Here is a 14874-nt window from a genome sequence, read left to right on the forward strand (position 1 = left end):
AGGAGGAGAGAAGAATGGATCTTCGCGGCAAAAAAATCACCGTTCATGACATGACCCTGCGCGACGGGATGCACCCCAAGCGCCATCAGATTACACTCGAGCAGATGGTGGCGATCGCCAAGGGGCTCGATGAGGCCGGCGTGCCCCTCATTGAGATCTCCCACGGCGACGGGCTCGGTGGTGCGTCGGTCAATTACGGTTTCCCGGCACACAGCGACGAAGAATACCTCGCCGCCGTCATCCCTCAGCTCAAACGTGCCAAGGTCTCCGCCCTGCTGCTGCCGGGCATCGGCACCGTCGATCACTTGAAGATGGCCCATGAACTCGGGGTAAATACCATCCGCGTGGCAACGCACTGCACCGAGGCCGACGTCTCTGAGCAGCACATCGGCATGGCACGCAAACTCGGCATGGACACCGTGGGCTTTCTCATGATGGCCCACATGAACACGCCCGAAGGTCTGGTGCAGCAAGCCAAGCTCATGGAGAGCTACGGGGCCAACTGCATCTACGTCACCGACTCGGCCGGGCATCTGCTGCCCGACGGCGTCAAGGCGCGAGTGGGTGCGGTGCGCGAGGCGCTCAAGCCCGAGACCGAAGTGGGGTTCCACGCGCACAATAACCTGGGCATGGCGATAGCCAATTCGCTCGCCGCGATCGAAGTGGGGGCTGTGCGCATCGATGGTTCGGCCGCGGGGCTGGGGGCGGGCGCAGGCAACACGCCCACCGAAGTGCTGGTGGCCGTGTGCGATCTCATGGGCATCGAGACGGGCATCGACGTTTTCAAGATCCAGGACGTGGCCGAAGACCTGGTCGTGCCGATCATGGACTTCCCCATCCGCATCGATCGCGACGCGCTCACCCTGGGCTACGCCGGCGTCTACGGCTCTTTCCTGCTCTTTGCCAAACGTGCCGAGCAGAAATACGGCATCCCGGCGCGCGAGCTCCTGGTCGAACTGGGGCGTCGCGGCATGGTGGGGGGGCAGGAAGACATGATCGAAGATACGGCGCTCAGCATGGCCAAAGCGCGGGAGATGGCGGTATGAAACTCACCCGGGAAGTGATCGAACACTTGGCTGAACACCTCGAGCGCTGCGAGCTCGAGGCGCGCGACACGACCAAGATCACCGACGAGCATCCCGACATGGACTGGGAGGACGCTTATGCCATCCAGGAGGCGATCAAGCAGCGCAAGCTCGCCCGGGGTGCGCGGGTGGTCGGTTTCAAGGCAGGGCTCACCTCCCACGCCAAAATGCGGCAGATGGGCGTCTCCACCCCCTGTTTCGGGTTCCTCGTCGATGACTATGCCGTTCCCGAAGGGGGGGAAATCGACACGAGCGCGCTCATCCACCCCAAGGTGGAACCGGAGATCGCGTTCGTGACCAAGGCGCCGCTCAAGGGACCGGGCTGCCACATCGGCACGGTGCTCACCGCCACCGACTTCGTCATTCCCGCCATCGAGGTGATCGACAGCCGCTACCGTGATTTCAAGTTCGATTTGAAGAGCGTGATCGCCGACAACTGCTCAAGCAGCCGTTTCGTCGTGGGCGGACGCATCGCGCCACCCCAGGAGCTCGATTTGCGCACGATCGGGGTGGTGCTGGAGAAAAACGGCGAACCCGTGGCCTTCGGTGCCGGCGCTGCCGTGCTGGGACATCCGGCGAGCGCCATTGCCATGCTCGCCAACGAACTGGGCCGGCGTGGTGAGGAGATCCCGGCCGGCAGCCTCATCCTCTCGGGCGGAATCACGGAAGCCGTGAGCGTGCAAAAAGGAGACGCGATCACGCTGCGCGTCCAGCACCTGGGATCAGTCGGGGTTCGTTTTCGTTGAAAAGGGAGAAAAATCGTGCCGTTCGTACAGATCTACATCCTTGAAGGTCGTACCGAAGAGCAGAAAAAGGCGGCAATCGCCAAAGTGACCGAGGCGCTAGTCGAATCGCTCGGTTCACCCAAGGAGAACGTCCGCGTGATGATCCAGGAAGTGCCGAAGTCGCAATGGGGTATCGGCGGCATGACGGCCAAAGACCTGGGACGTTGAGTCCGAACAAACGATAAAAAGGAGGAGGTGATGAACAAGAAGAAAATCGTGGCAGCGCTGCTGTGCGCTGGTCTGACGGTCCCAGTCCTTGCCAAGGAAGGAGGAGACCAATACCCCAACGGGGCCGAAAACTGGCTCGCCGGGGCGATCCCCCCGCCGGGTGACTACTTCATCAACTATTTTGGGTATTACAGCGGCGACCTCGTCGATGGTGATGGGCGCAAGGTGAAGGGGGGGAACGACGTCTCTGCGTGGTTTGATGCTTTGCGTTACGTGCACGTGAGTGAGCGGAAATTCCTGGGCGGTAACTGGGGCTGGCACGTCATTATGCCGTTCGTCTACCAGGATCTGTCCTTGGGAGGTCGATCCAGCGATAAATTCGCTTTGGGCGATATGACGTTCAACCCATTTTTTCTCGCGTGGCACAAGGACAATTGGCACTGGGTGGCCGGGGTGGACATCAACGTGCCCACCGGCAAGTACAAATCGGGCGATCCGACGAAGAGCATCGGCGCGAACTACTGGAGCTTCGAACCGCTCTTTGCATTCACCTATCTCGGTGATACCGGCTGGGAAGTATCCGCCAAGTTCATGTACAACATCAAGACGGAGAATCAAGATTTTCGCCCCGCGCGAGGTGCTCCGAAAATGGATTATCAGTCCGGTGACGAATTCCACATGGATTATCTCGTGGGCAAGCGCTTTGGTCAGTGGGGGGTAGGGTTGGCGGGCTACTACCTCAAGCAGACGACGGACGATGAAATCGATGGTAAGAAGATCTCTTCTGAAATGGGACCATGGTCCGATGGCCGACGGGGGCAGGTATTCGCCATCGGCCCCAGCGTGACTTACGCCACGGCCAAGGGGACGCACATGGTGGCCCAGTGGCAGCACGAGAGCCACGTCGAAAACCGTTTCGAAGGGGACAAGTTCTACTTCAAACTCATCATGCCGCTACAGTAATCAAGATTTATCCCTCCCGCGCCCGCGCTCCGGCCACGATTCGTGGCAGGAGCTCGGCCGCGTCGCCGCGCAGGCGGTAATCGACGAGATGCGAGACGGCGGTTCGTTCCGGGTTGATTTCCACCGTAGGTATGCCGGCGCTGGCGGCGAGCGCCACCGGTTCGGCGATATAGGGAAAGAGGCTGGTGGTGCCGATAGTGAAGACGAGGTCGAAACCGCGCGCAAGTTCTTCGTCGAGCCGGGCAAGGGCTGCAGGCGGCAAGGCTTCGCCGAAGAGCACTGCGCTGGGGCGCATCACTGCGCCGCATTCAGGGCAGCGCGGCGGAATGGGCAGATTTTGCCAATCGTCGTTCGCACGCCGGTACGTGCAAACGGTACAGAGCAGCTCACGGAGGTTGCCGTGGATCTCGATTACATGGCGACTACCGGCTTCGAGGTGTAGTCCATCGACGTTTTGCGTGAGCACCACCGCGTGCGGTACTTCAGCGATGGCGCGGTGCGCGGCATTCACTTGAGCCTTGCCCGCGAGGCGATGTGCCATACGCACGATCTCGCGCCACGTGAGCTCTGGTCGGGTGCGCAGCATGTAACCGGAGAGCACTTCCTCGAAAGGGATGCCCTCCTCATTGACGCCATTTTCATATAGGCCGCCAACGCCGCGGTAAGTCGGCAAACCCGAGGCCGCCGAAATGCCGGCCCCGGTGATGAAGAGCGGCCGGCGTGAGGCGGCGAGCAGCCCGGCGATTTCGACGATATATTCGTTGTCGTCGCGATCCATAGGCGTTCTTGCTCCCGTTCCCGTCATAGCAACGGATGGCGGCGATGCCAATCCGTGATCTCCTGATAGGAATGGCCCAGACCGAGCAAAAGCCCTTCTTCCAGGTGCCGTCCAACGAGCTGGAAGCCGATGGGTAATCCTGTGCCGGTGACTCCCCCGGGTAACGTCAAGGTCGGGCTGCCGGACATATCGAAAGGAGCGGTATAGCGTAGCGCATTTTCTATTCCGTCTGGTTCGCTGAAGAGGGCTTCGACTTGCGCGTTGGTGGGATTGCCAAAGGGATGGATCGGAACGAGCAGGACATCGACTTCGCGCAGCAGCTTGCGCAGTTGCCCAGTGAAGACGAGTCGATCATGATAGATGCGGGCAAATTCTTGTCCCGGCACGGCCGCACCGAGCTCGATGAGCTGGCGCAGCACCGGTCCGTAATCTGATTGACGTTGGGGATAATAAGGGGCATGAGCCAGGGCGGTTTCCACGGCGCAAAAAGCCGTCCAGCCACGGATGACGGCTTCGGTACGATCTGGCATCTGCACTTCGACGATGCGCGCCCCAAGCGCGGCGAAAGCCTGCAGGGCTTCGTCGAGGACGCGTCGGGTGTCGTTATCGCAGGGTTCGTAGGCGTAGCGAGGATCGAAGCCGATGCGCACTTCGGCGGGCTCCACCTTCATCCCCGGCTCGGGAACGGGATATTCGAGCGTGGTCGGATCGCGCGGATCGGCTCCAGCCATGGCGGCGAACATGAAGGCGGCGTCGTCGGCGCTGCGCGTCATTGGGCCGACGTGATCGAGGCTGTCCGCCAGCGGCAGTACCCCGTAGCGGCTGACGCGCCCCCAGGTGGGTTTGAGCCCCGTGATCCCATTGGCTCCCGAAGGAAAACGAATGGAGCCGCCGGTATCGGTACCGATGGCGCCAGCACACAGACCTGCAGCCACGGCAACGCCCGAGCCGCTCGAGGACACGCCCGTCCAGTGGGCCGGATCCCAAGGATTGACGGGGGTTGGGAATTCGGGGTGATGGGCCGTGAAAGCGCCTTCGGTCATGTGCAGCTTGCCGAGCATGACCGCACCTGCGCTCAAGAGACGCTCGACGACGGTAGCCGTCGTGTGGGGGATGTGATCAAGGAAAGCCTTGCTGCCCCAAGTGGTACGAATGCCGGCCGTCTCGCAGAGATCCTTGATGCCGATGGGTATGCCCTGCATCGGACCGCGATCGATGCCGCGGTGGAATTCCTCTTCGGCGCGCTTGGCTTGAGCCAGTGCAGTCTCGGCGGTTACCGTCAGGAAGCTGTGTAGGCGGGCATCGAGGATTTCGATGCGTTCGAGCAGCGCCCGCGTGACTTCCACCGGTGAGAGGGATTTGCGACGATAGGCCGCACCGAGTTCGCTCATGCTGACGTAAGGAAGGAGGTCGGTCATGGGATTGCTCCGCGACTAGAGGAGGCGCTCAAGCTCAGCTTAGCGCAAGTCCATTCGCTCTGCAAATCCCTGCTGTTTCCCCCTACGATTGAAGGGGCGAGGCGCGCTCAAGAGCGAATCTGAGCACGGTGGCGCAAGGCATCGTCGAGCGTGGCGGAGACGACTCCGAGTAGGATGAGAGCGAAACCGAACACTTCACTCGGGGTAGGGACTTCCCCGAGCATGGCCAGGGAGAGAAGCGAACCGATGAGGGGCACCCCGAGCGAAGCCAGGCTGGTGGTGATGGCTGGCAGCGAGCGCGTCACATTGATCATCGCCCAGAAGCAGAAAGCCGTGGTCACGGGGCCGTTGTAGAGCAGTACCAAGACAAGGGGTCCGCCCCAGCGGATCTGGCCGAAATCCTCAAAGACATAAGCGAGCGGCCAGAGCGCGAGGGCGGCAATGCCCATTTGCCAGGGAGCCAGGGCGAGGGGCGAGCTGCGCCACCGGTAGCCGCGCACTTTGACGATCATGAGCGCCCACAATAGGGCCGCCAGTAGCAGCGCACCATTGCCGAAGACGACGTGGATGTCTCCCCAATCGAAATGGAATGGGTTGAACAGGACGAGCACGCCGGTCAAGCCAACGGTCACGCCGAGCAGGCGCAGGCGGGTCAAGGGTTCGCGGAGACGCCAGACCGCCAGAGGCAATACCCACAGCGGGGTGGTGTACGCGAGGATAGAGGAGCGTCCTGCCGGGACGTATTGCAGTCCGATCTGCACCAGGCCAGTGAAGGCAGCCATCTGCAGTAACCCAACGGCCAGCACCAATGGCCAGTCTTCACGCAAAGGAACACGCCACTGACCACACGCCGCCGCAGCCACAGAGATGATCATGGTGCCCAGGGTCATGCGCAAGGCGCCGAACGTGAGCGGGGGAACATAGTGGAGCCCATATTTCATCACGGGCCAGCTGATCCCCCAGAGCACGACGATGAGCACGAGCAGTCCCCAAGCGTGACGCGAAGACAGTGGGGCGGATTCGACGATGCGCTCCTCAGTATCCATGCTCATGCGGCATTCCCCAGGGCGACAGAGAGCAGAATTGTCCCATGAAGAGTGGCCGCGGTCAGCGGAAAAGTACTGCCCGGACACAGTCAGTGGTTCTGATTCGCGTGGTCGCCTAGGTTCCACACATCGTGCTACGACGCCTTTGCTCGTCCCACCAGAACTCTACAGGGCAGCAACGGAACCATCACTGCGTGGATCCCAAGCGCCTTCGATCAAACCGTTCGGATGCCGCTGTCAACACCGATTGAAAACTGATACAGTTTTGCTCCAATCAACGAAGTAAAACTGATACACCCCCTTGACGCAAGCGATGCTAGTCGGGCGTCACTGCGGCATTTCTGGCGGCGAGCATCCCCGCTTGGCGTTGATGCCTGAGGCGGTAGCTCTCCCCGGCGATGGGCACGATGTGCGCATGGTGCAGGAGCCGATCGAGCAAGGCCGCCGTCAGGGTGCTGTCCTGGGCGAAGGTGGCGTCCCACTGCCCGAAGGGAAGATTGCTCGTGACGATCACGCTGCCCTTCTCGTAGCGCTGGGCGATGACCTGAAAGAAGAGATTGGCTTGTTCCCGATTCATGGGCAGATAGTCGATCTCGTCGATGATGAGCAAGATAGGCAGCGATGGTACGGTGCATGACCGTTTTGAGCCGATTCTGGGCATGTGCGGCCGACAGGGTGAGCAGCAACTCGGCCGCGGTCGTGAAACGCGTCTTGACACCGGCCTGTGCCGCCCGATAGCCCAAGGCGATGGCCAGATGCGTTTTGCCCACGCCCGAGGGGCCCAGGAGCACGACGTTCTCTCCCCGTTCGAGAAAGCCCAGGCCCGCGAGCTCGTCGATGTGCTGGCGTTTGACGCCGCTGGCAAAGGCGTAGTCGAACTGCTCGAGGGTCTTGATCGCCGGAAATCCCGCCAAGCGGGTGAGCATGTTCGCTCTTGAGCACCGTCTCGAGGAAATCGCTATAGGAGTGCTCCCCGCGGGCCGATTCCTGGGCAGCGGCCGCGTATCCCTGGGCGATGAAGGGGAGCTGCAACCAGGCCATGCACATGGGCAAAGCCTTCGCCCTCGGTGATGCCGAGGCGTTCGAAGATGCCAAGAATCATCAGCGAGGCCAAGCCCTGAGTGGGCGGCGGCAGATTATAGATCGTGCTGTTGGCCAGGCGCACGGCAAGTGGCCCGATGATCTGCGCGACATAGGCGGCAAGATCGCTGCTCCGCAACACAGCATAAGCCATTTCCAAAGGATTGGTTTCGACACGCATCGCCATGATGGGCATACTCCTTTCTCGAAGTCATGGCGTCAGACCGAGCGTGGCGCACTTCCTGCCAGAGGCGCTAAACGGAATTTACAGAAAGGATGGTACACAACCAGAGAAAAATGATACTGCCGGAAGATTCACAATCCGGTAATCGGTTGTTCGTAGGATGATGCTTCTCGCAGGCGAAGAGCATCATGGCAGAAATTTTCCTCTCACAGGAGGTCGTCTTGACGAAGACGGCCGAAGGGCTCGAGGAAATCGAGCGACGTAGCCGCGGTGTTCCGGCGCGGCTACGTCGCATCCTGATTTTGTGCGATGGACGACGTCCCTTGGGCGATATCGCCTCGATACTGGGGCCCAATGCATATTCCTCGGCGCTCGAACTCATCGATCAAGGGCTTTTGGCGGTCTCGGTTGCCTCGGCGCGTTATCCGCCACCTGCTTCGCGGGACGCTGTGACCAGTGAGGCTGGCGACGAACCTGCCGATGTACGAGGAGGCAACGAGCACCATGGCAATGCGACTCCGTCGCGCAATCGGCGACGTTCCGTCGCCATGGCACGAATGTATATGTTCGATATGGTGCATCGGCTACTCGGGGATCAGGAAGAAGTGGCTAGAGCCTATCTGCGAGAGGCTCGCTCTCCGGAATCGTTGTTGGACGCATTTCATGAATGTCTCTTCCTGATCGAAGAGATCAGCGGCAAAGAAATGGCGGCCAAAGTGGCCACCCGATTGTTGGAGATGGTGCCGGAGGAAATGATACGGCCTTTGTCTTGCCGTACCGATCTAGAACGGCAAAGATAAACCCATGGTCTTTCGCGGGTTGGTCGATCACTTTCCCGTGATCTTCCCGCCCGGTGGCGTTCTCTGGGGTTCAGGCCGTCGCCTATAATCCCCGTCTCGCCTTCTTCACTCACCCCATGACCGCGCCCACCTGGCTTGCCCCGCTCCTGATCCGCAAGATGCTGGTCTGCATCTGTACCGGTTTTGCCCCCGGGGCTGCCGCTCTACCTGCTCGTCAATCTGCTGTCTTCCTGGTTGCGCAGCGAAGACGTCGATCTGAAGATCATAGGCTTCTTCGCCCTGATCCAGTTTCCCTGCACCTGGAGATTCCTCTGCTCGCCCCTGTTGGACCGGTTTGCGCCCCCGTTCCGCCGGCAGCGCGACCGGATGCTGATCACCCAGATCGACCTTTTATCGTGCATCGGCAGCCCGAGCGGGTTCGATCCGCGGCCGAGGCGGAACTGGGTCTGGGTTGAGTGGAGGTCTTTTTTCTGCTGCGTGGCGCTGGCCGTGTAGGGGATGCTCTTACTTCGACGGGTCGCGCCTTGACGTCGTCGTTTGCCCGTTTCCGCATGATGAGGCAGCAGTTGATTTCCCAAACCCAGGTTGCCGATGCGGGGTACAATGAAAAACAAAATCTCTATTCATTACTCTAAGTGCATTCTCGATTTCATTGGCGTGAACTTGCCGGAAGGTGCGCATGAACCGGAGAATAGATCAAGGATAGATCATGGAACTGAACGCCGATTTTTCCAAGCGCGTAGCCGTTCATGCCGCCGATCTTCCCTGGGTGCCGTCACCGACGCCGGGGGTCGATCGGCGCATGTTGGATCGTATCGGGGACGAGGTGGCGCGTGCTACGTCCATCGTTCGTTACGCCCCCAACAGCACTTTCCCGACGCACACTCATGGTGGCGGTGAGGAATTCTTGGTGCTGGAGGGCGTGTTTGAGGACGAAAGTGGGGCGTACCCGGTCGGGAGTTACGTGCGCAATCCCCCGCAAAGTCGCCACACGCCCGGTTCTCGGTCCGGCTGTATGATTTTCGTGAAGCTCTGGCAGTTCGACCCTGGCGACCAGGAATTCGTGAGGCTCGACACGAAGATCCTCCCTTACCAGCCTATCGTGGGAACTCCAGGCGTTTCGTCCAAGACACTTTTCATGCGAGGCAACGAAACCGTGCGGATGCAGCGATGGGCGCCTCATGCCCATGTGCGTTGGGTCGATATCGCCGGCGGCGCCGAATTGCTGGTTCTCGACGGCGACTTCGAGGAAAGCGGCGAACGCTTCCGCCGGCTGTCATGGCTGCGGCTGCCGAGTGGCGCCACCCTGGACGCCGTCGCTGGAGCGCAAGGGACCGAGATCTGGGTGAAAACGGGGCATCTCCCAGCTTCCAGATGACGCCCCGGGTGCAGAGGCAGGGAATCTGTTGCCCCTACAGACGCTGCGCTCAGACGTTGAACAGGAAGTGGATCACGTCGCCGTCCTGCACCACGTACTCCTTGCCCTCGGCGCGCATCTTACCGGCCTCTTTGGCACCGTGTTCGCCGCCGTAATGAATGAAGTCCTCGTAGGCGATGGTTTGGGCGCGGATGAAGCCGCGCTCGAAGTCGGTGTGGATGACGCCGGCGGCTTGCGGCGCGGTGGCGCCGACGGGAATGGTCCAGGCGCGTACTTCCTTGACGCCGGCGGTGAAGTAGGTCTGCAAACCGAGGAGCCGGTAGGCGGCGCGAATGAGCCGGTTCAGGCCAGGTTCCTCCAGCCCCATCTCGGCAAGGAAGGCTTGTTTGTCCTCGTCGTCGAGCTCGGCGATCTCGGATTCGATCGCGGCGCAGATGGGAACGACTTCGGCCCCCTCGGCGGCGGCGTGCTCACGCACGGCTTCGAGCAGGGGGTTGTCGGCGAAACCGCTCTCGCTCACGTTCGCGGCATAGAGCACGGGCTTGGCGGTGAGCAGAAAGAGGGGTTTGAGGAGCGCCCGCTCTTCCTTGGTGAGCGCGAGCGCCCGCACCGGTTTGCCGGCGTCGAGCTGGGCGTAGGCGCGTTCGAGTACGGCCACCAGCGCCTTGGCGTCCTTGTCCCCGGCCTGTGCCGGCTTGCGCCAGCGGGTGAGCGCCTTTTCCACCGTGGCGAGATCGGCGAGCGCGAGCTCGGTGTCGATCACCTCGATGTCGCGCAAGGGATCGACGCCGCCGGCGACGTGCACCACGTTGGGATCCTCGAAACAACGCACGACGTGCACGATGGCGTCGGTCTCGCGGATGTTGGCGAGGAACTGATTGCCCAGCCCCTCGCCCTTGCTCGCGCCGGCCACCAGTCCGGCGATGTCGACGAATTCGACGATGGCCGGGACGATGCGCTGGGGCTGTACGATGCGGGCGAGTTCGGCTAGGCGCGGGTCGGGGACTTCGACCACGCCCACGTTGGGTTCGATGGTGCAGAAGGGGTAGTTGGCCGCTTCGATCCCCGCTTTGGTAAGCGCGTTGAAGAGGGTGGATTTGCCGACGTTGGGTAGTCCGACGATGCCACAGCGCAGACTCATGACTTCACTTCCTTGTCCGTTGGGCCGCTCTTGGGCGGTTTGGGTTTGGCGTTGATGCGCCCCATGGCGCGTTCCCACTGCCCGGCGGCGATGTCGTGCCAGGCGGCGAGCGCGCGCTCGATGGCCTCCTCGATCGCCTCGCGCTCTTCGGCGCGGGGGGGCTTGAGTACGTAGTGGATCACTGCGTCGCGCTGCCCCGGGTGGCCGATCCCTAGGCGCAAACGCCAGAAATGGTCAGTGCCGAGCGCTGCTTGGATGTCTTTGAGGCCGTTGTGGCCGGCGTGGCTGCCGCCGAACTTGAGGCGCACCTGCCCGGGGGGGAGGTCCAGTTCATCGTGGACCACGAGGATCGCTTCGGGTTCGATGCGAAAGAAGCGCGCGAGTGTTCCCACCGCCAGCCCGCTGCGGTTCATATAGGTGGTGGGCAGCAACAGCCGCAGCTCACCCGCGCGGCCGACGAGGCCGTGAAATCGACTCTCGGGGGCGAGCGTGATGCCGAGCCGCTCGGCGAGCCGCTCACAAAACCAAAACCCGGCATTGTGCCGGGTCTGGGCGTATTCGGCCCCGGGGTTGCCGAGGCCGACCACGAGGCGCGGTGAGGCGGTAGGGAGTCGCGTCATCGCCGGGTTGTCTGCCTCATTCAGCTTTCGGTGGTTTCGCCGCCCTCAGGCCCACTTTCGCCGCGCACCTTGAGCGCCGTGGCCACGACCGGATCGCCTTCGCCGTGGTGTACGGCTTCAACGCCGGGGGGGAGTTCGAGCTGCGACAGGTGCAAGGATTGTTCGGGCTGCATATTGGAGAGGTCGACGGTGATGTATTCGGGCAGATCCTTGGGCAGGCAGCGTACCTCGATTTCGGTGAGTACGTGGCTGATGATGCAGCCGCCGAGCTTGACGGCGGGGCTGTTCTCACCGCCGACGAAGTGCAGCGGCACGTTGAGGTGAATCTTCTCGCCGGCCGAGACGCGCTGGAAATCGACGTGCAGCACGAGCGGTTTGTAGGCGTGCCATTGAGTATCGCGCAGCAGGACGCTCTCGCGCTCGCCGTCGATCTCGAGCGTCAGGATCGAGGCGTGGAAGGCCTCGTTGTTGAGCTGGTGGTAGAGCTCGTTGTGATCGAGGGTGATCGGTTGGGGGGGCTTGTCGCCACCATAGACGATTCCGGGCACGCGGCCGGCACGACGCAGGCGGCGGCTCGCACGCGATCCCTGCTCGGTTCTCCGGCTGGCTTTCACGGTGATTTGCATGAGGAGTTCTCCTTACGGTTGCTGGGTGCCGCCCGCGACCAGGCGGCGTAAACTCCCGACGCTCGCGCGTCGGGGAAAATTAGAGCGCTCATTCGCTGAACAGGGAACTGACGGATTCCTCGTTGCTGATGCGCAGCAAAGTGTCGGCAAGCAGGGCGCCGACGGAAATTTGGCGAATCCTGGGACAGGCGCGGGCATCGTCACGCAGCGGGATGGTATCGGTGACCACGAGTTCGTCGAGTTCGGAATCTTGGATACGGGCGACCGCCGTGCCGGAGAGCACGGGATGGGTACAGTAGGCGAGCACGCGCGTGGCACCGTTTTCCTTGAGCGCTTGGGCAGCCTTGCAGAGGGTGCCGGCGGTGTCGACGATGTCGTCCATGATGACGCAGGTGCGCCCCTTGACTTCGCCGATGATGTTCATGACCTCGGAGACGTTGGCCTTGGGGCGGCGCTTGTCGATGATCGCGAGGTCGCAGTCGAGGCGCTTGGCAAACGCGCGGGCGCGCACCACGCCGCCGACGTCGGGCGATACGACCATGAGGTTCTCGTAACGCTGTTTTTCGAGGTCGTCGAGCAGTACCGGCGTGGCGTAGATGTTGTCCACCGGGATGTCGAAGAATCCTTGGATTTGGTCGGCGTGGAGATCCATGGTGAGCACGCGCTGCACGCCCACGGCCTGGAGCATGTTGGCCACGACCTTGGCGGTGATGGGCACCCGGGCGGAGCGGGGGCGGCGGTCTTGTCGCGCATAGCCGAAGTAGGGCAGGGCCGCGGTAATGCGCCAGGCCGAGGCGCGCTTGAGCGCATCGACCAGCACGATGAGCTCCATCAGGTTGTCGTTGGTCGGGGCGCAGGTGGGCTGCAGGATGAAGACGTCCTGACCGCGGACGTTTTCCAGGATCTCGACGTTGATTTCTCCGTCGGAGAAACGGCCGACCGTGGCCGCTCCCAGCGGGATTCCCAGGCGCCGCACGACGTCTTGTGCGAGCTTGGGGTTGGCGTTGCCGGTGAAAACCATCATGCTGCCGCGAGGCATGCGTATTCTCCGCACCCGAGTCCGTCTTCACGGGACCAGACCCGTGAAAGTCGAAACGGGCAGGCGATGCTTGCCTGCCCGTCGTGTTGGCTGGGGAGGAAGGATTCGAACCCTCGAATGCCGGAATCAAAATCCGGTGCCTTGACCAGCTTGGCGACTCCCCAAGTAACCGGTTCGCAGCGGCGCTCAGATCCAATCATGGAGTGGATGGCGATGCAGGGTTCGCACGACCTTCGGCTGCCAGCCCGAAGGCACTTCGGCGGCGATGCGCTCGGCCTCGGAGGGCTCCGCGAATTCGGCGAACACGCAACTGCCCGACCCACTCATCCTGGCCGCTCCGGCATGCCGGGCGAGCCATTCCAGCGCCGCATCGACTTCCGGAAACAGCTCTCTTACTACTGGTTCGAGATCGTTTCGCGGAGGCGTCGTTGCGAGAGACGCTATTGTGCCAATGGGGGTATTTCTTGTCAAGCGGGGCGAGGCGAAAACCCGTGATGTAGGGACGTTGACGCCTGGCCACAGGATCAGGAACCAACGTTCGGGGCCAGGGTACGGGGTGAGGCGCTCGCCGATACCTTCGACGAAGGCGTCTTCGCCGAAGAGGAAGAAAGGAACGTCGGCGCCGAGCTGCAGGCCGAGTTCCATGAGCTGGGCCCGGGAAAGTCCCCCCTGCCACAAACGGTTGAGGGCAATCAGGGTGGTGGCGGCATCCGAACTGCCGCCGCCCAGGCCTGCGCCCGTGGGCAGGACTTTGTGCAGGGTGATGTCGACTCCGTAAGGGGTGCCGAGACGCGACTGGAGCAGATGGGCGGCCCGCAGGGTGAGATCGGCCGATTCCGGTACGCCGGGGAGCTCATGCGTGCGGCGGATGCGTCCGTCGTCGCGGCGCACGAAGTCGAGGGTGTCGCTCCAATCGATGAGGCGAAAGTGCGATTGCAGCAGGTGGTAGCCGTCTTTACGCCGACCGACGACGTGCAGGAAGGTGTTGAGCTTGGCCGGGGCCGGACAGCCGCTGAGCCGCGCGCTCATGATTCGGGGTTCCAGGTGTCGAGGAGCAGGACCAACCGTGCGGCGCCGCGCTCGATCGTCAGGCGCCGGGGACGGGCGTCTTGCCAGGAGTCGAACGTGACGATCCAACCAGAATGCCAGACGCGCTGGAGTCTGCCCGTCGGGTCGCGTTCGATCCGGTCGGGCGTAGGCCCGGGATGGCCTTGGATCCAGGCGGTGAGGGCGGACAGTGGGGGCGGGGCGAATCCGAGGAGCGGTTCGAGGAGCGCAGCGGCGTCGGTTTCCTGGCGTTCGCCATCGGGTGTGCGCAGGGTGGCTACGCTGGTTTCGAGTGTCAGGATCGCCAAAGTTTGTCCGGTGGGGGAGAGCAGAGTGAGCGTGCTGCGTTTGGGGGCGTGGTCCCAGGAAAAGGAGGTCGCAAAACGCTGTTGGTCATCTTCGGCGAGCAAGCGGCCGCCGAGGCGGAACGTTTCGCGATATGGAACTTGCGTCGGTGTGGTCGCAGAAGGGGTGTCGACCGGGGAAGTGGCGCAGCCGCCGACGAGCAGGAGCAGCAAGGGGAGTAGGTAGGCGATGAACCAAGCACGATGGCTGCATGGCGGCGTTCTCCGATGCTCGAACGTTTGCCCATCGAGGTGATGTGGCTCACAGCCTGCGCTTCGGCTGTCTACCCTTGCAGCCGATCTCGAGGGGCTTTTGCGGCAGCGGCAAGATAGATCGTTGCAGTACAGGGGACGCCTGGCGAGGATTTTGCT

Annotated in this window: 16 protein-coding genes, 1 tRNA gene and 1 pseudogene; 6 read left to right on the forward strand and 12 right to left on the reverse strand. The window is 62.3% G+C overall.

What is annotated here, in order from left to right; translation table 11 throughout:
- Positions 1–14 precede the first annotated feature (14 nt).
- The 4 genes from dmpG to EPD80_RS01660 are packed head-to-tail and all read left to right on the forward strand — an operon-like array spanning position 15 to position 3001.
- Entirely contained in the window at positions 15–1046 is a 1032-nt protein-coding gene (gene dmpG / locus EPD80_RS01645) for a 4-hydroxy-2-oxovalerate aldolase (RefSeq protein ID WP_142808890.1), read from the forward strand.
- Complete coding sequence (gene dmpH, locus EPD80_RS01650; RefSeq protein ID WP_142808893.1) at positions 1043–1831, forward strand: 2-oxo-3-hexenedioate decarboxylase; 789 nt, start codon at positions 1043–1045, stop codon at positions 1829–1831. The genes dmpG and dmpH overlap by 4 nt, the downstream gene beginning before the upstream one ends.
- Before the next feature lie 15 nt (positions 1832–1846).
- The gene (locus EPD80_RS01655) at positions 1847–2038 is read left to right on the forward strand and encodes a 4-oxalocrotonate tautomerase (protein ID WP_142808895.1); all 192 of its coding nucleotides are present in this window, start codon (positions 1847–1849) and stop codon (positions 2036–2038) included.
- 30 nt (positions 2039–2068) lie between these two features.
- Positions 2069–3001 (forward strand): SphA family protein, encoded by a 933-nt coding sequence (locus EPD80_RS01660; protein WP_142808896.1) that lies wholly within the window; start codon positions 2069–2071, stop codon positions 2999–3001.
- 7 nt (positions 3002–3008) lie between these two features.
- Here EPD80_RS01660 and EPD80_RS01665 read toward each other — a convergent pair whose 3' ends face one another.
- The 5 genes and pseudogenes from EPD80_RS01665 to EPD80_RS01685 all read right to left on the reverse strand — a co-directional run bounded on the left by EPD80_RS01665 (position 3009) and on the right by EPD80_RS01685 (position 7510).
- Positions 3009–3779 carry an SIR2 family NAD-dependent protein deacylase gene (locus tag EPD80_RS01665; protein ID WP_142808898.1) on the reverse strand — a complete coding sequence of 257 codons (771 nt, stop codon included), beginning with the start codon at positions 3777–3779 and terminating at the stop codon, positions 3009–3011.
- A 23-nt stretch (positions 3780–3802) separates the two neighbouring features.
- Entirely contained in the window at positions 3803–5197 is a 1395-nt protein-coding gene (locus tag EPD80_RS01670; RefSeq protein WP_142808899.1) for an amidase, read from the reverse strand.
- A 107-nt stretch (positions 5198–5304) separates the two neighbouring features.
- Complete coding sequence (locus EPD80_RS01675; RefSeq protein WP_221928772.1) at positions 5305–6249, reverse strand: DMT family transporter; 945 nt, start codon at positions 6247–6249, stop codon at positions 5305–5307.
- Between the two features lie 310 nt (positions 6250–6559).
- Positions 6560–7290 (reverse strand): annotated as a pseudogene (gene istB / locus EPD80_RS01680) (IS21-like element helper ATPase IstB).
- Positions 7202–7510 (reverse strand): gamma-glutamyltransferase, encoded by a 309-nt coding sequence (locus EPD80_RS01685; RefSeq protein WP_221928773.1) that lies wholly within the window; start codon positions 7508–7510, stop codon positions 7202–7204. Before EPD80_RS01685 ends, istB begins: the two are co-directional and overlap by 89 nt.
- 185 nt (positions 7511–7695) lie before the next feature.
- On the opposite strand from EPD80_RS01685, the gene EPD80_RS01690 reads away from it, so the two are divergent.
- Both EPD80_RS01690 and EPD80_RS01695 read left to right on the forward strand, forming a co-directional pair.
- Positions 7696–8307, forward strand: coding sequence for a hypothetical protein (locus EPD80_RS01690; RefSeq protein WP_142808902.1), 612 nt, complete (start codon positions 7696–7698; stop codon positions 8305–8307).
- Between the two features lie 709 nt (positions 8308–9016).
- Positions 9017–9685: a cupin domain-containing protein gene (locus EPD80_RS01695; protein WP_142808904.1), complete on the forward strand. Its 669-nt coding sequence runs from the start codon at positions 9017–9019 to the stop codon at positions 9683–9685.
- A gap of 49 nt (positions 9686–9734) precedes the next feature.
- On the opposite strand, the gene ychF is transcribed toward EPD80_RS01695, so the two are convergent.
- From ychF to EPD80_RS01730, 7 genes are all read right to left on the reverse strand, one after another.
- Positions 9735–10826, reverse strand: a complete 1092-nt coding sequence (gene ychF, locus EPD80_RS01700; protein ID WP_142808905.1) for a redox-regulated ATPase YchF — start codon at positions 10824–10826, stop codon at positions 9735–9737.
- Positions 10823–11446: an aminoacyl-tRNA hydrolase gene (gene pth / locus EPD80_RS01705; protein WP_142808907.1), complete on the reverse strand. Its 624-nt coding sequence runs from the start codon at positions 11444–11446 to the stop codon at positions 10823–10825. Before pth ends, ychF begins: the two co-directional genes overlap by 4 nt.
- A gap of 20 nt (positions 11447–11466) precedes the next feature.
- A complete protein-coding gene (locus EPD80_RS01710) occupies positions 11467–12072 on the reverse strand; it encodes a 50S ribosomal protein L25/general stress protein Ctc (RefSeq protein WP_142808908.1) in 606 nt (201 codons plus the stop codon).
- An 88-nt stretch (positions 12073–12160) separates the two neighbouring features.
- The gene (locus EPD80_RS01715) at positions 12161–13111 is read right to left on the reverse strand and encodes a ribose-phosphate pyrophosphokinase (protein ID WP_142804780.1); all 951 of its coding nucleotides are present in this window, start codon (positions 13109–13111) and stop codon (positions 12161–12163) included.
- A gap of 87 nt (positions 13112–13198) precedes the next feature.
- Positions 13199–13275: transfer RNA gene (locus EPD80_RS01720), tRNA-Gln, on the reverse strand.
- Positions 13276–13297: 22 nt separating this feature from the next.
- A complete protein-coding gene (gene ispE, locus EPD80_RS01725) occupies positions 13298–14140 on the reverse strand; it encodes a 4-(cytidine 5'-diphospho)-2-C-methyl-D-erythritol kinase (RefSeq protein WP_142808910.1) in 843 nt (280 codons plus the stop codon).
- Entirely contained in the window at positions 14137–14676 is a 540-nt protein-coding gene (locus EPD80_RS01730; RefSeq protein ID WP_185957666.1) for an outer membrane lipoprotein LolB, read from the reverse strand. The genes ispE and EPD80_RS01730 overlap by 4 nt, the downstream gene beginning before the upstream one ends.
- Positions 14677–14874 lie beyond the last annotated feature (198 nt).

Origin of the sequence: Tepidiphilus olei (genome assembly GCF_006980705.1) — a bacterium.
Taxonomy (GTDB): Bacteria; Pseudomonadota; Gammaproteobacteria; order Burkholderiales; family Rhodocyclaceae; genus Tepidiphilus; species Tepidiphilus olei.